The 16,347-nt window shown below is 59.0% G+C and carries 16 protein-coding genes; 8 read left to right on the forward strand and 8 right to left on the reverse strand.

The genetic code is table 11. The annotated features are described in order from the left end of the window. Positions 1 to 28 precede the first annotated feature (28 nt). Positions 29 to 1,543: a threonine ammonia-lyase, biosynthetic gene (gene ilvA / locus AWM79_RS01900; protein ID WP_017130523.1), complete on the reverse strand. Its 1,515-nt coding sequence runs from the start codon at positions 1,541 to 1,543 to the stop codon at positions 29 to 31. 156 nt (positions 1,544 to 1,699) lie between these two features. On the opposite strand from ilvA, the gene rpiA reads away from it, so the two are divergent. Further along, positions 1,700 to 2,371, forward strand: a complete 672-nt coding sequence (gene rpiA / locus AWM79_RS01905; RefSeq protein WP_017130524.1) for a ribose-5-phosphate isomerase RpiA — start codon at positions 1,700 to 1,702, stop codon at positions 2,369 to 2,371. A gap of 42 nt (positions 2,372 to 2,413) precedes the next feature. On the opposite strand, the gene AWM79_RS01910 is transcribed toward rpiA, so the two are convergent. The 3 genes from AWM79_RS01910 to AWM79_RS01920 form a co-directional block, all read right to left on the reverse strand. Next, positions 2,414 to 3,343, reverse strand: a complete 930-nt coding sequence (locus AWM79_RS01910; protein ID WP_060782017.1) for an SdiA-regulated domain-containing protein — start codon at positions 3,341 to 3,343, stop codon at positions 2,414 to 2,416. Positions 3,344 to 3,610: 267 nt separating this feature from the next. Next, positions 3,611 to 4,276 carry a fumarylacetoacetate hydrolase family protein gene (locus AWM79_RS01915; protein WP_017130526.1) on the reverse strand — a complete coding sequence of 222 codons (666 nt, stop codon included), beginning with the start codon at positions 4,274 to 4,276 and terminating at the stop codon, positions 3,611 to 3,613. A 40-nt stretch (positions 4,277 to 4,316) separates the two neighbouring features. Next, a complete protein-coding gene (locus AWM79_RS01920) occupies positions 4,317 to 5,711 on the reverse strand; it encodes an FAD-binding oxidoreductase (RefSeq protein ID WP_060782018.1) in 1,395 nt (464 codons plus the stop codon). Positions 5,712 to 5,914: 203 nt separating this feature from the next. On the opposite strand from AWM79_RS01920, the gene serA reads away from it, so the two are divergent. Further along, a complete protein-coding gene (serA, locus tag AWM79_RS01925; protein WP_017130528.1) occupies positions 5,915 to 7,144 on the forward strand; it encodes a phosphoglycerate dehydrogenase in 1,230 nt (409 codons plus the stop codon). A 59-nt stretch (positions 7,145 to 7,203) separates the two neighbouring features. On the opposite strand, the gene AWM79_RS01930 is transcribed toward serA, so the two are convergent. Then, on the reverse strand, positions 7,204 to 7,644 hold the full coding sequence (locus AWM79_RS01930; RefSeq protein ID WP_026013023.1) for a DUF4399 domain-containing protein: 441 nt from the start codon (positions 7,642 to 7,644) through the stop codon (positions 7,204 to 7,206). A gap of 141 nt (positions 7,645 to 7,785) precedes the next feature. On the opposite strand from AWM79_RS01930, the gene AWM79_RS01935 reads away from it, so the two are divergent. Next, entirely contained in the window at positions 7,786 to 8,559 is a 774-nt protein-coding gene (locus tag AWM79_RS01935; RefSeq protein ID WP_060782019.1) for a transporter substrate-binding domain-containing protein, read from the forward strand. A 7-nt stretch (positions 8,560 to 8,566) separates the two neighbouring features. On the opposite strand, the gene AWM79_RS01940 is transcribed toward AWM79_RS01935, so the two are convergent. Both AWM79_RS01940 and AWM79_RS01945 read right to left on the reverse strand, forming a co-directional pair. After that, entirely contained in the window at positions 8,567 to 9,061 is a 495-nt protein-coding gene (locus AWM79_RS01940) for a 2-thiouracil desulfurase family protein (protein ID WP_017130531.1), read from the reverse strand. Next, positions 9,061 to 9,693, reverse strand: a complete 633-nt coding sequence (locus tag AWM79_RS01945; protein WP_060782020.1) for a 2OG-Fe(II) oxygenase — start codon at positions 9,691 to 9,693, stop codon at positions 9,061 to 9,063. The genes AWM79_RS01940 and AWM79_RS01945 overlap by 1 nt, the downstream gene beginning before the upstream one ends. A gap of 108 nt (positions 9,694 to 9,801) precedes the next feature. Between AWM79_RS01945 and AWM79_RS01950 the strand changes: the two genes are divergently transcribed. From AWM79_RS01950 to AWM79_RS01960, 3 genes are all read left to right on the forward strand, one after another. Then, the gene (locus AWM79_RS01950) at positions 9,802 to 10,560 is read left to right on the forward strand and encodes a DUF2059 domain-containing protein (protein ID WP_017130533.1); all 759 of its coding nucleotides are present in this window, start codon (positions 9,802 to 9,804) and stop codon (positions 10,558 to 10,560) included. Positions 10,561 to 10,755: 195 nt separating this feature from the next. Beyond that, positions 10,756 to 11,289 carry a GNAT family N-acetyltransferase gene (locus tag AWM79_RS01955; protein WP_060782021.1) on the forward strand — a complete coding sequence of 178 codons (534 nt, stop codon included), beginning with the start codon at positions 10,756 to 10,758 and terminating at the stop codon, positions 11,287 to 11,289. A gap of 169 nt (positions 11,290 to 11,458) precedes the next feature. Then, positions 11,459 to 12,586 carry a S8 family peptidase gene (locus AWM79_RS01960; RefSeq protein ID WP_060782022.1) on the forward strand — a complete coding sequence of 376 codons (1,128 nt, stop codon included), beginning with the start codon at positions 11,459 to 11,461 and terminating at the stop codon, positions 12,584 to 12,586. A gap of 22 nt (positions 12,587 to 12,608) precedes the next feature. On the opposite strand, the gene AWM79_RS01965 is transcribed toward AWM79_RS01960, so the two are convergent. Beyond that, positions 12,609 to 13,337, reverse strand: coding sequence for a GntR family transcriptional regulator (locus AWM79_RS01965; RefSeq protein ID WP_017130536.1), 729 nt, complete (start codon positions 13,335 to 13,337; stop codon positions 12,609 to 12,611). A 389-nt stretch (positions 13,338 to 13,726) separates the two neighbouring features. Here AWM79_RS01965 and AWM79_RS01970 point away from each other — a divergent pair, with 389 nt between their 5' ends. Together AWM79_RS01970 and AWM79_RS01975 are read left to right on the forward strand one after the other, a co-directional pair. After that, positions 13,727 to 15,271 (forward strand): Rieske 2Fe-2S domain-containing protein, encoded by a 1,545-nt coding sequence (locus tag AWM79_RS01970; RefSeq protein WP_060783928.1) that lies wholly within the window; start codon positions 13,727 to 13,729, stop codon positions 15,269 to 15,271. 70 nt (positions 15,272 to 15,341) lie between these two features. Continuing rightward, the gene (locus AWM79_RS01975; RefSeq protein WP_060782023.1) at positions 15,342 to 16,328 is read left to right on the forward strand and encodes a PDR/VanB family oxidoreductase; all 987 of its coding nucleotides are present in this window, start codon (positions 15,342 to 15,344) and stop codon (positions 16,326 to 16,328) included. The last annotated feature ends 19 nt before the right edge of the window (positions 16,329 to 16,347 follow it).

Genomic DNA, 16,347 nt, shown 5'->3' on the forward strand with positions numbered 1-16,347 from the left:
GCGTTGCCCATCAGCGTAGCATCGGGTTTCAGCCGAGAAACAACTGGTAGGCCGGATTATCACTTTCATCCCAGTATGGATAGCCGATTTCCGCCAGGGCGGCTGGCACCAGATGGCGCTCTTCGGTCGGCACCTGCAAGCCCGCGACCACCCGCCCATCGGCGGCGCCGTGGTTACGGTAGTGGAACATCGAGATGTTCCAGCGCCCGCCCAGCTTGTTGAGGAAGTTGAACAGCGCACCCGGACGCTCCGGAAATTCGAAGCGCAGGACGATTTCATCGCTGACCCGCATCGCATGGCCGCCGACCATATGGCGGATATGCAGCTTGGCCAGCTCGTTGTCGGTCAAATCGAGTACGGGGAAGCCCTGTCCGCTCAGGCTCTCGATCAGGGCGCTGCGCGGATCGTTATCCGGGTGAGTCTGCACGCCGACAAAAATATGCGCTTCGCGCCCGGTGTGATAGCGGTAGTTGAATTCGGTGATCTGGCGCTTGCCGATGGCTTCGCAGAAAGCCTTGAAACTGCCCGGCTGCTCGGGGATGGTCACGGCGATGATCGCTTCCCGGCCTTCGCCCAGCTCGGCGCGCTCGGCAACATGGCGCAGGCGGTCGAAGTTGACGTTGGCCCCGGAGTCGATGGCGACTAGGGTCTGCCCGCTCACCTTGCGCAACTCGACGTATTTCTTGATCCCGGCCACGCCCAGGGCCCCGGCCGGCTCGGTGATCGAGCGGGTGTCGTCGTAGATGTCCTTGATCGCCGCGCAGATTTCGTCGGTGTTGACGGTGATCACTTCGTCGACGTAATCCTTGCAAATATCGAAGGTGTGCTGGCCGATCTGCGCCACTGCCACGCCGTCGGCAAAAATCCCCACCGAAGGCAGCACCACCCGCTCACCGGCGGCCATGGCCTGTTGCAGGCAATTGGAGTCGTCCGGTTCGACACCGATGATCTTGATCTGTGGGCGCAGGTACTTCACATAGGCCGCGATGCCGGCAATCAAACCGCCGCCGCCGACCGGAACGAAGATCGCGTCCAGCGGCCCCGGATGCTGGCGCAAGATTTCCATCGCCACGGTTCCCTGCCCAGCAATGGTGTGCGGATCATCGTAAGGGTGGATGTAAACGTAGCCCTTTTCCTCGACCAGCTTCAGCGAATAGGCCAGCGCTTCCGGGAAGGAGTCACCGTGCAGCACCACCTTGGCGCCTCGGGAACGCACGCCTTCGACCTTGATTTCCGGCGTGGTCTTGGGCATCACAATCGTCGCCTTGACCCCCAATACTTTGGCCGCCAGGGCCAGGCCCTGGGCGTGATTACCGGCTGAGGCGGTGACCACGCCGCGCGCGCGCTCCTGGTCACTGAGCTGGGTCAGCTTGTTGTAGGCCCCGCGAATCTTGAAAGAGAACACCGGCTGCAGGTCTTCGCGCTTGAGCCAGACCTGGTTGCCCAGCCGTTCGGAGAGCTGGCGGGCGGTCTGCAACGGGGTTTCCACGGCAACGTCGTAAACGCGCGTGGTGAGGATCTTCTTGACGTACTGTTCGAGCATCGGAAAGCTTCGCTGACGGGTTGAGCAGGGACCGAGGAGTCTAACTCAGCGCTTGCGACAACGACCACAGAGTTCCCACGGTTTTGATCACCCCTTTGCGAGGCCCAGGCTTATAATGCCGGCCTTTCGCCTACCCTGCCCGTTTTCGGAGCCCGCATGACCCAGGATCAACTCAAACAGGCCGTGGCCCAAGCTGCTGTCGACCTCATCCTTCCCAAGCTGGACGACAAAAGCATCGTCGGCGTGGGCACCGGCTCCACCGCCAACTGTTTTATCGACGCCCTGGCCCAGCATAAAGGCGCCTTCGATGGCGCAGTCGCCAGCTCCGAAGCTACCGCCGTGCGCCTCAAGAGCCACGGGATTGCGGTGTACGAACTCAATACCGTCAGCGATTTGGAGTTCTACGTCGACGGTGCCGACGAAAGCGACGAGCACTTGAACCTGATCAAGGGCGGCGGCGCGGCCCTGACCCGCGAAAAGATCGTCGCGGCCGTGGCCAAGACTTTTATCTGCATCGCCGACGCCAGCAAACTGGTGCCCGTGCTCGGCGCCTTCGCGCTGCCGGTGGAAGTGATTCCGATGGCCCGCAGCCACGTGGCCCGCCAACTGGTGAAGCTGGGCGGCGATCCGGTGTACCGCGAAGGGGTGCTGACCGACAACGGCAACATCATTCTCGATGTGCACAACCTGCAGATCACCCACCCGGTGGAACTGGAGGCGCAGATCAATGCCATTGTCGGCGTGGTCACCAACGGTCTGTTCGCCGCGCGCCCAGCGGACCTGTTGCTGCTGGGCACCCACGAAGGGGTGAAAACCCTGAAGGCCTGAAAACCTTAGCCGTGGTCCGGTGTCTCGGCGCGCAGTGGGAGCTTACTGCGGCGTGCGCTTGAAGACGTAGAACAGGTTCGGCTCGCTGACCATGTACAAGGTCCCGTCCTCGTCCATGGTCACGCCCTCGGCACGCGGGATGGTGTTTTTCAAACCGTTGAAACCGCCGAGCAAGGTCATGAAACTAACTTGCTCTCCCTTCTCGTCCAGCTCCAACAGCAGATGCGAATCCGCCGATAACGCCAGCATATGGCCGGTACGCGGGTCGATTGCCAATGCGGAAAGATTGCGCATGTCCAGTTGATCGCTCGCCAGCTTCTGCTTCTCGCCAAACACCTGGGTGCCGTCGCTTTTCAGGCTGAACAAGGCCGGCGGACGCTCCTCGCCCAACAGTATCCGCTGGTTATGGGAGTCCCAGACCACCGCCTCGAAGGCCTTGTTCTGGTTCTTCGAAGGGCCCAGATCGTAGGGTTGGAAATCCTTGATGTTCAGTTCACGGGTGTTGGCCTCCACCGTGACAATAGTCAGGGTATGCATGCGCTCGTCAACGATCGCCAGGCGCTCACCTTCGAGCACCGTCACGGCTTCGGGATTGTTCCAACCGACCAGCGGAATTTTGCGCAGGACATCGCCTTGCAGGGTCAATTCGACCAGGAAAGGATGCTTGCCCATGACCGAGAACAGTGTCCGAGTACGCGGGTTGTAGCTGACATCGGAAGCTTCGTCATCCTCCATGCCCGGCAGCAGCTTGGCATCGATCACCGCGTGATAGCCCGGCAGCCAGATACTGTCCCTGCGCTCGGCAGGGGCTTCGAAGCGCTCCTTGACCCACAGCACGCCGCGATCGTCCCAGTGCATCGGCACCGCCACGCCTGCCCCGATCACGACCACCAACAACAGCCAGTAATACCAACGCAACGCAAAACGGGACCGAATGGCGGAAGACGAGGCGGGAGACGATGGGGGGGCCATGTAAGGGCTTTTTCCTGTTCTTTGACGTTTGGATAACACGCGGTAGGCAAGACGCAACGACCATCCGGGAAATTATCCAGACTGGATGTGAAAAAAACGGCAAAAGACAGAAAATGAGAGATCAGGTCACACGCAGAACGTGGGAACGATCAAGACCTCTGCGGGAGTTCGGCTTGTCAGCAAAAAGGCGTCGAAGCCGCTGACAGCTCTGTGGGGAACACTACTCAGGAAGTCTGCGCCCACACTAAAGCTCGCGTGTACCGTTGTTTAGCGGACGCTGCTGCTGAAGCTGCTGACGTCCGGCAGTTCCAGTACCAGTTCATCACCGACATGGAGCGCACCGACACCCACCGGCGTGCCCGTCAGGATCACGTCACCGGCCTGCAACGAGAAGCACGCAGCCATGTGCTGAATCATCGGCACGATCGGGTTGAGCATATCGCTGCTGATCCCGTCCTGGCGAACCTGACCATTGATGGTCAGGCGAATACCGATCTCGGTCAGATCAGCAAAAGTGCTGCCGACCACGAAAGGCGAGAGCACGCAGGCGCCGTCGAACGACTTGGCGATTTCCCACGGCAGGCCCTTGGACTTCAGCTCCGCCTGTTTGTCACGCAGGGTCAGGTCCAACGCCGGGGCAAAACCGGAAATCGCGTCGAGCACTTCTTCCTCGCTCGGCTGGGTCGACAGCGGCTTGCCGATCAGGACGGCAATTTCTGCCTCATAGTGCACCGACCCACGATCGGCGGGAATGCTGAAACCGCCCTCGATCGGCACCACACAACTGCCCGGTTTGATGAACAGCAGCGGCTCGCTAGGCACCGGATTATCCAGCTCCTTGGCGTGTTCGGCGTAGTTACGACCGATGCAGACCACCTTGCCGAGAGGAAAGTGAATGCGGGTACCGTCGACATATTGGTGTTGATAGCTCATTGACCGACTCCTGATCTGCTTGATTGTCGTGACGTGAGGTTCAAACCGCGAAAATCTTACCCGGATTCATGATTCCGTTCGGATCGAACACCGCCTTGATCGCCTTCATGTATTCGATTTCGGCCGGCGAACGGCTGTAGGTCAGGTAATCGCGCTTGGTCATGCCCACGCCGTGCTCGGCGGAAATCGAGCCGTTGTACTTCTCGACGGTTTCGAATACCCATTTGTTGACGGTGGCGCACTTGGCGAAGAACTCATCCTTACTCAGGTTTTCCGGCTTGAGGATGTTCAGGTGCAGATTGCCATCGCCGATGTGACCGAACCAGACGATTTCGAAGTCCGGATAGTGTTCGCCGACAATTGCCTCGATTTCCTTGAGGAATCCCGGCACTTTCGACACGGTGACTGAAATGTCGTTCTTGTACGGCGTCCAGTGGGAAATGGTTTCGGAGATGTATTCGCGTAATTTCCAGAGATTGTGCAACTGCTGCTCACTCTGGCTCATCACGCCATCGACTACCCAGCCCTGTTCCACGCAGTGCTCGAAGGTCGCCAGGGCATCGTTGGCCACCTCTTCGCTGGTCGCTTCGAATTCCAGCAACGCATAGAACGGGCAGTCGCTTTCGAACGGCGCCGGCACATCGCCACGAGCGAGGACTTTGGCCAACGCCTTGTCGGAGAAAAACTCGAAGGCGGTCAGATCCAGTTTGCTATGGAAAGCGTGCAGCACCGGCATGATCGAATCGAAATCGGGCGTGCCGAGGACCATACAAGTCAAGTTCTTCGGCGCACGGTCCAGGCGCATGGTCGCCTCGACCACGAAACCCAGGGTACCTTCGGCGCCGATGAACAGTTGGCGCAGATCATAACCGGTAGCGTTCTTGATCAGGTCCTTGTTCAGCTCCAGCACATCGCCCTTGCCGGTGACGACCTTCATGCCAGCCACCCAGTTGCGGGTCATGCCGTAACGAATCACCTTGATCCCGCCGGCATTGGTACCGATATTACCGCCGATCTGGCTGGAGCCCGCCGAGGCGAAGTCCACCGGATAGTACAGGCCGTGCTCTTCGGCCTGGTTCTGCAACTGTTCGGTGACCACACCCGGCTGGCAGACCGCGGTGCGGTCGGTCAGGTTGATGTCGAGAATCTGGTTCATATAGTCGAACGACACGACCACTTCGCCATGGGCGGCCACGGCGGCGGCGGACAACCCCGTGCGCCCGCCTGACGGCACCAGTGCGACACCGTGCCGGTTGGCCCAGCGCACGATGGCCTGGACTTGTTCGATAGTCTTCGGAAACACAATGGCCGTCGGCGCGGGCGCGAAATGCTTGGTCCAATCCTTGCCGTAAGCATTCAGGGAGTCAGCATCGGTCAGCACCTTGCCAGGCTCAACCAGGGTCTTCAGCTCATCAATCAGGGCAGGATTGGTCATCGACAGAACTCTCGAACATTTCATGGTCACCCTGAGAACGCTTCACGTCGCAGAATGAGTGTTTGCGGGTCGCATATGCTAGCATACGCCCCCCGCAGAAGCGTGCTATCAGGCCGATCTGCGGTGCCGGCGATTACGCCGTGGGGTCAGCTCGAGCTGTCCATTTCCCTGCCATTTTTTCTCCGGGACACAGGTTTACGCAGATGAGCAAGACTTCTCTCGATAAGAGCAAGATCAAGTTCCTTCTTCTCGAAGGCGTCCACCAATCCGCAGTCGACGTCCTCAAGGCCGCCGGGTACGTCAATATCGAGTACCACACCAAATCCCTGCCGGATGCCGAGCTGAAGGAAAAGATCGCCGATGCTCACTTCATCGGCATTCGCTCGCGCACCCAACTGACCGAGGAGCTCTTCGATCACGCGAAGAAACTTGTCGCCGTGGGCTGCTTCTGTATCGGCACCAACCAAGTCGATCTCGACGCGGCTCGCGAGCGCGGCATCGCCGTGTTCAACGCGCCGTACTCCAACACCCGCTCCGTTGCCGAGCTGGTGCTGGCCGAAGCGATCCTGTTGCTGCGCGGCATTCCCGAGAAGAACGCTTCCTGCCATCGCGGTGGCTGGATCAAGAGCGCGGCCAATTCCTTTGAGATCCGCGGCAAGAAGCTGGGGATCATCGGTTACGGCTCGATCGGCACGCAGCTATCGGTCCTGGCCGAAGGCCTGGGCATGCAAGTGTTCTTCTACGACACCCTGACCAAGCTGCCGCTGGGCAACGCGACCCAGGTCGCCAGCCTGACCGACCTGCTGGGCATGTCCGATATCGTCACGCTACACGTTCCGGAAACCGCTGAAACCCAGTGGATGATCGGCGAAAAGGAAATCCGCGCCATCAAGAAGGGCGGCATCCTGATCAACGCCGCACGCGGTACCGTGGTCGAGTTGGACGCCTTGGCGAACGCGATCAAGGACCAGCACCTGATCGGCGCGGCTATCGACGTCTTCCCGGTGGAGCCACGCTCCAACGACGACATCTTCGAAAGCCCGCTGCGTGGCCTGGACAACGTGATCCTGACGCCGCACATCGGTGGCTCCACCGCCGAGGCCCAGGCCAATATCGGTCTGGAAGTGGCGGAAAAGCTGGTCAAGTACAGCGACAACGGTACCTCGATATCGTCCGTGAACTTCCCGGAAGTGGCGCTGCCGGCTCACCCTGGCAAGCATCGCCTGTTGCACATCCACGAGAACATTCCGGGAGTGATGAGCGAGATCAACAAGGTCTTCGCGGAAAACGGCATCAACATTTCCGGCCAGTTCCTGCAGACCAACGAGAAGGTCGGTTACGTGGTGATCGACGTCGATGCCGAGTACTCGGACCTGGCGCAACAGAAGCTGCAACACATCAACGGCACCATCCGGTCCCGCGTATTGTTCTAAATGCTCAAGCGCTCATAAAAAAGGAGACCCTCGGGTCTCCTTTTTTATCTGAACAAATCTTACTTGACGTTAACCGTGATGACTTTCGAGGCTACAGTCGGGTTGAACTGCATGTGCAGCTTGTCCCCTGCCACCAATTGCAAGGTGTGCTTGCCCGGAGTGAGGGTCAATTGGGTTTCGGTCTGGGCCTTGCCATAGTGGATCACCGTGTCGGTGGTGGGCACTGGCACGCGGGCGTCTGGCAGCTCTTTTTGGTCGACCAGAAGATGATGATGGCCGGTGCCTGGGGTCTGGTCGGTGGCCGGGGCCAGCTTGAGGCCTTCCATGCCGAATTTCACCGTGAAAGTCTTGTCGACGGTGGCCCCGTCCTTCGGCGACACGATAAAGACTTTGGCCCCCTCCGGGGCGGCGGTGCGCGCAATACCGTCGGCGGCGACGGCGAGCAGGCTAGCACTCGACAAAACAGTGGCTAAAGCGACGCGAGACACTAAAGTTTTCATTCACTTCTCCGGTTTTTTCCACAAAATTTCGTGGTGGTTATGACAACTTCGGGACAAATCGTTGTCCAAATTTGCCAATCAACATAAAGCAAAACGAGCAGCGGTTGCGCATTGCCCGCTCGAAACTATTTAGGAGTGACCATGCGTTTTTTGCCTGGCCTGTTGCTGTTACTGCCCCTGGCAAGCTCTTTCGCCCAAGCTGAGCTGATCGATGACGTCAACGACCGAGGCGAGCTGCGCATTGCCCTGGAAGGTGACATGCGTCCCTTCAGCTTCAACGAAGACGGTCGCCTGACCGGCTTCGAAGTCGAACTGGGCGAACTACTGGCCAGGGAACTGGAGGTCAATCCGTCGTTTATCACCACCGACACCGCCGACCTGCTGCAAGGTGTCGAAAGTGGCAAGTACGACATCGCCATCAACCACATAGCACTGACCCCGGAACTCAAGGAGCGTTTCGACTTCAGCGAGCCTTATAGCTACACCAGCGCCCAGTTGATCGTGCGCAAGGAAGAACAACGACCACCGGCCACACTGCAGCAGTTGAAGGGCCATGCCGTGGGTGTAGCTCAAGGCAGCCAGTTCGTCGAGGCAGCGCGGACAGTCGAAGGGCTGGACCTGCGCAGTTATCCGAACGCCCAGCAGCCGCTCGAGGATCTCGCCGACAAACAGATCGACGCGGCAATCAGCGACCGCTTGCTGATTCCCTTTGCCATTCGCGACAGTCGTCTGCCGGTCAAGGAAGGTCCGTCCGTGGGGCCGACCGTGACCCTATCCATCCCGTTCCAGAAAGGCAACTCGGCGTTCCAGGCCAGTATCGACCGGGCCTTGCAACGGATCAAGGCCGATGGCCGATTGATGGCATTGTCGGAAAAATGGTTCGGAGTGGACGCGAGCGAGCCGCCGAAGCTCTGATGCGTGATCAGCTCTCGTCCAGCAGCGCCAGCGCAGCTACCGCCTCGGGTAGCTCCCCCTCGTTGAATACCTGGACGCCGGATTGCTTCAGCAAGGCTGCGGTGACGCCCTCTCCCGGTACTTTCACACCGCGAAAGGTGCCATCGTAGGTCAGTAGATTGCCGCAGGACGGGCTGTTGGCCTTGAGCACCGCGATCAAGATCCCATGCTGGCGTACCAGCTCCAGTGCCTGCCGGGCGCCGTCAAGAAAGGCCGTGCTGACATCCTCGCCCCCGCTAGTGATGACCCGGCCCAACCCTTCCAGCACCTGCCCGCCCTGCCCACCCGGAATCTCCGCCGCCGCGCGCGGAGTCGGCAGGCCACCGGCGACTTCCGGACACACCGCCACGACCCGGCCCTCGGCCTGCCAGGCCACCAATTGCGCGTAAGGACCGCTGGCACCACCGTCATAGCGGACCCGATGCCCCAGCAGGCAGCGACTGACCAGGATCTTGCGGCGCATCAGAACGGCTCATCGCCGCGACGCCGGAACCAGCCGGTCAGCGACAAACGCTCGCGTGTCGCCGGCAGCACCTCATGGGGCACTTCCCCGGACAAGAAGACCACCAGGCTGCCGCCGGTCGGCTCCACGTCATGTTCCACGCCGCCGTCCAGGTACATCCGCAACTGACCACCCTGCTCCGGCAGCCAGGCTTCGTTCAGATAGATCACCGCCGAAACCATCCGCCGGTCGTCATCGCGAAAGCGATCCACATGCTTGAGATAGAAAGCGGCGGGCGGGTACAGCGCAAAATGGCTCTCGAAATCCTCAAGGCCGAGGAACAGCCCCCGATTCAGTGCTTCGCGCAGGCAATCCATTATCCCCAGATACTGATCGCAAGGCTCTGCCTGGCCGGGCTCCAGCCATTGGATATGGTCGCCGCGGATGCCTTCGCGCACCTGTTGCGCCGGCCCGCGACCGACCGCCGCTGGCGCCAGCTCACCTTCGGCCGCACGTTTACGGCACTCGGCAGCCAACTCCCGGGTCAGATCAGCAGGCAGGAACAGCGTCTGCTGCGACCAGCCGCGTTCGGCCAGGTCGTCGACGATACGTAACAGCAGCGGATGATCAGAGGGTATTTGCATGGCGCGCATAGTATCGACACGCCTGGAAATCCGACAGAGCCACCTGGCGGGACAATACGAATTCTCGACAAGTCCCGCGCTCGTCGGGACAATAGCCGGCTGTAGACAGGAGTCCCTATGCGCCGTTTGCTTTTTTCGCTATTGATGCTCTGCACCTTGCCTGCCTGGGCAGACAGCCACGACCAGTTGTACAAGGTCGCCGGTTGGCCAGAACAACGCGCGCATTTCAACGATGCTCTGGGCGCCGCCCAGCAAAAGTATCGCAACAGTTTGCCACCAGCCGTCTATCAGGCACTGGTCAACAACAGCAATCAGCGCTTTGCGCCACAGGCCATGGACCAGCGGGCCGAGGCCCGGTTGCGCCAGAACCTGAACAATCCTCAGCCAGCCCTGACGTTCTTCCAGTCACCACTGGGACGCAAGATCGTCGCGGCGGAATTGTTGGCCACCCGCCCTGACCAACTGGCGAAGAATGCCCAGGGCCTGCCGCATATCGAAGCCAGCGCGACCCGCCGACTGCTGATCAACCACTTGGCCAATGCCCTGCCGGCCCGCGAAGCCGGTGCCGAAGTCAGCCTCGCCATCGCGGGCGTCGCCGCCGACAGCCTGAGTTCGATGATTCCCGGCCTGTTGGGCGCGGGCGCGGCCCAGGGCCTGCTCAATGGCCAGCGCGAGCGCCTGATACAGCAGATCGGCAACGACTTGGACAACACCCTGCTCTATGTCTATCGCGACCTGTCCGACCCGGAACTGGAAGAGTTCTCGACCTTTGCCGAATCGGCCGAAGGCAGGGCCTACTATCAGGCCGCCCTGGCGGCAATCCGCGCCGGACTGGCGGTCGGACAGAACCCGGCGCCCACGCAGCCTGCACAGTGACATTTGGCAAGTCCGTGACGATCCGCGAGCTGTGCGACTACCCACTTAGCGGTGCTGACCCTGGATAATCGGCGCTTGAGACAGTTATTGGGCAAACGCCGATGCCTGGAGTTATCCCATTCGACAATCCGGGCGTAATATGACTGCTTGGGCGCCATCCGTGCAGTAGGCTCACCTCCCCTCAGGAGACTACTTATGTACAGGATCCACCTCGCTACCGCTGCGGACATCGAAGGCATCGCCCAACTGCTCCAGGCCAACTCGCCCTCCCAGGGCGGATCGCTGACCGGGGAGTTCCCGCTCGACAAGGTCAGGCAGATGGCCCTTGGCGCCGCCCCCGTGGTGGTTGCCTCCCGCGACGACACAATCGTTGGCGTGCTGTTCAGCGCGGCGAAGGACATACACCCCGCCCCGCCATCGATCCAGGCCATGCTACGCGCGTGGCCGGGCACGCCCGACGCCTACGTGTATGGCCCCGCCTGTATTGCCACCACGGAAAGAGGCCAGGGCCTCCTGCCCCGACTCTACGCGCAACTGCAGCAGCATTATCCGGGTCGGGAAGCGATTCTTTTCATCCGCCGGGACAACGACGCCTCGCTGCGAGCCCATGAACGCCTGGGCATGCGCGAAGTTGCCGGTTTCATCTTGGAAGGTGACGAGTACGCCGTGCTCAGTGACGGACCGGCGACAGCGCTCTCGCCTTCAGTTTCGTCAACAACGGCAGACTGAGCGCGCAGGCAAAGCCGTCAGCGGGGCAGTGACCAATACCCGGATACACATCCAGAGGAACGCACCCATGACATTATCGATGACATCGAAACACCGTTGATGACTGACGCCCAGTCCTTGATCGTTGACACGGACTGTTCAACGATTGTCGTTTGCACAGGAGTTTCACTTGAACACGGTACCTCGCAGCCTCTCTTTACCGGCCCGTCACGGCCTGCTCCTCGCGCTTCTGCTGCTGAGCGGCTGCCTGCCTGGACCGGACTCTAGCTTGCTCAATCCGCAAGCGGCCAAGATCGAGTCACTTGCCAGCCGCTTCGAAACCCCGGAATACAACGCACAACGCGCACTGGCACGGGTCAAGGCGTCGACACTTTATGCACTGGGCGGCACTGGTAGAGGCGTCAGCGTAGCCATCATCGACTCAGGCCTCAATACCGAACTCGCCGAATTCAAGGGCCGCCTGGACACATCCGGCCACGATTATGTGCGCAATCTGCCTGAACTGATCGATCCCCACGGCCATGGTACCCAGATGGCCGGCATTGTCGCCGCCAACCGCGATGGCCAAGGTATGCACGGCATCGCCTTCGATGCCAAGCTGATCGCCATGCGCATTGGCGACAACAACGAACCGTTCTTTTTTGACGAGCAGATCGCCCACGCCTGGAAAGACAGCTTCGCCGCCGGGGCGCGAATCCTCAGTAACTCGTGGGCCAATGCTATTCCCGTCACGCAAATCACCGAAGCACGTTACAAACAGGTGATGGGCGATTCCTTGCTGGTCGCTCGCCAGTTGGTGGCCGACGGCGCCGTGTTTGTTTTTCCCACGGGCAATGAACTACGCCGCGAACCCTTGGCCGAACCCGGCCTGCCCCTGGCCTTGCCAAAGCTGGAAAGAGGCTGGATCGCTGTGGTGGCGTTGAGCAATGACGGCACAGTCATCAATCAGAAGTCCAACTATTGTGGCGTGGCCGAACGCTGGTGCATCGCGGTGCCGGGCGGGGATGGGGGCGTCGGCAAAGGTTTACTCACCACCAACGCCAAGGGTGGCTACACGGAAACGGCCGGGACTTCGCCTGCCGTGGCACTGGTCAGCGGTGCGCTCGCCGCCTTGCAGAGCCGTTTTCCCGAACTCGCGCCCCAGCAACTGCGTGAGGTGTTGCTCGATAGCGCCAACAACAGCGGCGTTTATGCCAAGGGCGAAGCCTACGGGCGTGGCCTGATGGATTTGGCGGCAGCAGCGCAACTGGCGGGCGAACGGGTGAAGAACCAGCCGGTAAATCTTGTCCAGCGGTAACGGGGGGTGTTAGCAAAAACTGCTATGGGTATCGGAGTTCTCGCTGCCCCAAATATTCATCAAGTCGTGAGGCAAGGTACTCGCGCGCTTTCGTGGTGTGAATATCGGAAAGCTCGCCAGCCCGTTTCGAATCGCCTTCGGCAATTGCATTGGCGATTGCCGCATGTTCGTCCCAGATTGACTGACGCTGGGAGGCAGAAGATTGCAGCACGGTCCCCATCGCCCGACGAAGATGCACCCAATAGACCTGGGCACTCTCGGCTATAAGCGGATTTCCCGAAGCCGCATAGATGTCGTGATGAAATGCCACATCAGCATCGATCATTGCCTTGAGATCTTTACCCTGGGCAACGCGCCGACCGTTTTCAATGATGTTGGGGTCCATTCGGTGACGTCTTTCAGCCGCCATTTTGGCCGCCAAACTATCCAGAGCCCCTCTTATCAAATACAGGTTACTGATAGAGGCAACGGTCAATGGCGTGACTAACACTCCTTTGCCCGGAGCATCCTGAACCAAGCCATCCTTTTTTAGCAGACGAATGGCTTGGAGGACGGGGGATCGGGAAACGTGCATTTGTTCGGCGATCTCTTCCTGGGTAAATCGAACACCAGGAGCCATAGTGCCATCACTGATCGCGTCTACAAGCGCTTTGTAGACCTCATCAACATAGTCCGGGCGCGCTTGAACTCTCTGCAGCTTTTTGGTCATGACGTTCAGGGATGCCTTCGTTGGCTTGATTGCGATGGGCATTGTCCACGTTCTCCAAAATGATTCCAACGGGGCGGCTTGACAATCTTGGGACCCAGGCCAAGAATGCCATATCTGTATACAGAACACAGTATATATAATAGAGCGACAAAATAGGATTTCCACTGAGCGTGTTCCACGACAAAGATCCGTGCCTGGCTTTGCCGGAAAGCAGGCGGGTAGCGGTTGTTGGTCATGGCTCGCAGCGATGACGTGGAGCCAGCCATCCGCGAGGATGTTCGCTTTGCTGAACGAGGCTTATAACTAACTGATTGATGAGGAAATAACCTACCCGCAGAGCTAAGCAAAATAGCGCTGTTGTATTCAAAAAATCTGTATACAGAGTTCCGTAGCCTGAAATCCAACGATAAAACAAGAACGGAGACATGGTCATGACCGAGAAATTCGAACAGCACCAAGCCCAACAATCGAGCGGCGCGGGCGCATCCATTGCCAAGAAACTCGTCGCTTACGGCGGCTATCACACCAATCACGTTCCGGGTCATGACCCGGAATTGACCGAAACTGGCCCCGGCACTCCGATGGGAGAATATCTGCGTCGTTTCTGGCACCCGGTCTGTATGGCGCTGGAGCTGACAGATACTCCTCGCTTCCTGAAAATCATGGGTGAAGAATTAGTTGCCTTCCGCGATGGCAGCGGCCAGATCGGTCTTCTGCATGCCCACTGTTGCCATCGGGGAGCGTCGTTGGAATATGGCGCTATCCAAGAGCGCGGCATCAAGTGTTGCTACCACGGTATGGTGTTTGACGTGGACGGCGCCTGTTTGCACGTGCCTTTCCCGGTCGGTGAGGAAAAAGAGGCGCAAAGATACGCCTGCTCAATACGCCAGGGTGCGTACAAGGCGTTCGAGCGACATGGCCTGGTCTTCGCGTACATGGGGCCTCCAGAGGAGGAGCCGCCGTTCCCCGAGTGGGAGGAGAACTTCACCGTCGCTGAAGGGGATGAGCTGGTTCCTTATAGCAACTTTCAGCATTGCAATTGGGTGCAAGTCCAAGACAACGCGGCAGATAATTTCCACCCCACCGCCTTGCACTCAGCCAAAAACGTGGTGAACAAAAATTTCCAGGGCACCACCTTCGATGAGGTCGGCGCGGCGTCCATGGAAGTGGCGCCTGACATGCAGTTCATACCCGTGCATCAAGGCCGCAGTCTTGCCTGTGCCGGTGCACGGCGGGTTAACGACGACAAGATGTTCCTGCGCATCCAGCATCAGGTACTGCCCAATCTGAGTTTGCATGCGTATACCTCCGAAGATGGCTCGGCGAAGAAGCTCTTCAGTCGATTCCACATTGTCCGGTGGACTGTGCCGGTCGACGACGAGAACAGCAAAATGTTGGGTTGGCGGGTGATGGGGCCAGGTATCGATACGCGTGGCATCGGTGATAAGAGCAAGGTGGGTTATGAGACCATCGACTTTCTTGAAGGACAAGTAGCGATGCGCAGACCTGAGCGCTTCGGCAAATACAAGCTTGAAGACCTTCCTCCGATTCCACCGAATCACCGCGAACGCGAGATCTACAAGAACGCTCAATACGCGCCTGGCGACTACGAGGCGATCATTTCCCAACGACCTATCGCTATACACAAACTCGAAAATCCCACCAAGTTCGATGCCGGTGTCTATGCATTTCGCAAAATGCTCCGTGACGCTGTTCGCGGAACCAATCCAGCGGCAGGTGCGCAGAGTTTCGCCGAATGGTTGCGCGCAATGAATGGAGCGCCCAATAGCTATTGCACAGGTAACGTTTTTGCGATGCCAATTGCCGACACCGTGGAACAGGAAGTTGCCAACCGCCGCCGATTAGCCAAAGAGACCGTGGCGATTCTTACCGAGGCCGATCCATTGAGAGGGCAGGAGCGGGCTACATTCGTCAAAGAGCGGCTTGAACAACTTGAGCAGAGCTTCAAAAAATAACAAAAAGTCCACATCAACTGTCGAGATAGGCCTTATCTCGGCAGTTGTCAGCGCAATGCCGAGGTGAGGTATGAACTCAATTGTTGATAACACCGCCGCAATGCATCTGGAGCTGATAGTCAAACAAATCAGGCTGGAAGCCAGCGGAGTAAACTCCTACGAATTCGTCTCTGCGGACGGTTCAAATTTGCCTCCATTCACTGCCGGCGCGCACATTGATGTTCACGTCGGTCCTGGCGTTATTCGTCAATATTCGCTGTGCAACTCTCCATCGGAGCGCCATCGCTACATGATTGCGGTGTTGAAGGATCCCAACGGTCGCGGTGGATCAGCGGCTGTTCATGAAACCATCAAGGTAGGCGATAAAGTGCGCGTCAGCGTGCCTAGGAATAATTTCGAGTTGCATCCAGGCTCTGGCAAAGTCGTGCTTCTAGCCGGCGGCATCGGGGTGACACCGATGAAGTCGATGGCCCATCAGTTGGAGGCGCAAAACATTGACTACGAAATGCATTACTGCGCAAAAGGACCGGAATACGCGGCGTTTCAAGCAGAGCTCGAAGGGTTGGCAAAATCTGGCCGCATCAGTTTCCATTTCGATGGCGGGGATCCTCGCAATAAGCTGGATATCCCTTCGATCCTGAAGCGTCCCGAGGGTGCATACGAGCTTTACTACTGTGGGCCAGCGGGCTTTATGCAGGCCTGCAAGGAGGCATCGGCGCACTGGCCTGGCGGATCGGTACATTTCGAACATTTCAAGGCGCCGATCAAGCAGGAAATTGACGAGTGTTCGATTGCCGGCGGATTCATCGCCGAGATCGCCAGCACGGGTGAGAAATTGCAAGTAGGTCCCGGCCAGAGCCTGGCAGAGGCGCTGAACACCGCTGGCTACCCCGTGGAAACATCCTGCCAATCCGGGTTGTGCGGAACCTGCAAGGTGCGCTACCTGGCGGGTGAAGTCGACCATCAGGACTTTATACTCGATGACAGCGAGCGGCCTGATTTTCTGACTTGCTGTGTATCCCGTGCGGCGAGCGGTACTCTACTACTCGATCTCTGAATAACCGTCACAAGTGTGC

It is taken from the genome of Pseudomonas agarici, from assembly GCF_001543125.1.
GTDB lineage: Bacteria > Pseudomonadota > Gammaproteobacteria > Pseudomonadales > Pseudomonadaceae > Aquipseudomonas > Aquipseudomonas agarici.

Bases quoted from the DNA above. Each gene is read 5' to 3' on its own strand.
- ilvA (WP_017130523.1), bottom strand. From the start codon at position 1,543: ATGCTCGAACAGTACGTCAAGAAGATCCTCACCACGCGCGTTTACGAC.
- rpiA (WP_017130524.1), top strand. From the start codon at position 1,700: ATGACCCAGGATCAACTCAAACAGGCCGTGGCCCAAGCTGCTGTCGAC.
- AWM79_RS01910 (WP_060782017.1), bottom strand. From the start codon at position 3,343: ATGGCCCCCCCATCGTCTCCCGCCTCGTCTTCCGCCATTCGGTCCCGT.
- AWM79_RS01915 (WP_017130526.1), bottom strand. From the start codon at position 4,276: ATGAGCTATCAACACCAATATGTCGACGGTACCCGCATTCACTTTCCT.
- AWM79_RS01920 (WP_060782018.1), bottom strand. From the start codon at position 5,711: ATGACCAATCCTGCCCTGATTGATGAGCTGAAGACCCTGGTTGAGCCT.
- serA (WP_017130528.1), top strand. From the start codon at position 5,915: ATGAGCAAGACTTCTCTCGATAAGAGCAAGATCAAGTTCCTTCTTCTC.
- AWM79_RS01930 (WP_026013023.1), bottom strand. From the start codon at position 7,644: ATGAAAACTTTAGTGTCTCGCGTCGCTTTAGCCACTGTTTTGTCGAGT.
- AWM79_RS01935 (WP_060782019.1), top strand. From the start codon at position 7,786: ATGCGTTTTTTGCCTGGCCTGTTGCTGTTACTGCCCCTGGCAAGCTCT.
- AWM79_RS01940 (WP_017130531.1), bottom strand. From the start codon at position 9,061: ATGCGCCGCAAGATCCTGGTCAGTCGCTGCCTGCTGGGGCATCGGGTC.
- AWM79_RS01945 (WP_060782020.1), bottom strand. From the start codon at position 9,693: ATGCGCGCCATGCAAATACCCTCTGATCATCCGCTGCTGTTACGTATC.
- AWM79_RS01950 (WP_017130533.1), top strand. From the start codon at position 9,802: ATGCGCCGTTTGCTTTTTTCGCTATTGATGCTCTGCACCTTGCCTGCC.
- AWM79_RS01955 (WP_060782021.1), top strand. From the start codon at position 10,756: ATGTACAGGATCCACCTCGCTACCGCTGCGGACATCGAAGGCATCGCC.
- AWM79_RS01965 (WP_017130536.1), bottom strand. From the start codon at position 13,337: ATGCCCATCGCAATCAAGCCAACGAAGGCATCCCTGAACGTCATGACC.
- AWM79_RS01970 (WP_060783928.1), top strand. From the start codon at position 13,727: ATGACCGAGAAATTCGAACAGCACCAAGCCCAACAATCGAGCGGCGCG.
- AWM79_RS01975 (WP_060782023.1), top strand. From the start codon at position 15,342: ATGAACTCAATTGTTGATAACACCGCCGCAATGCATCTGGAGCTGATA.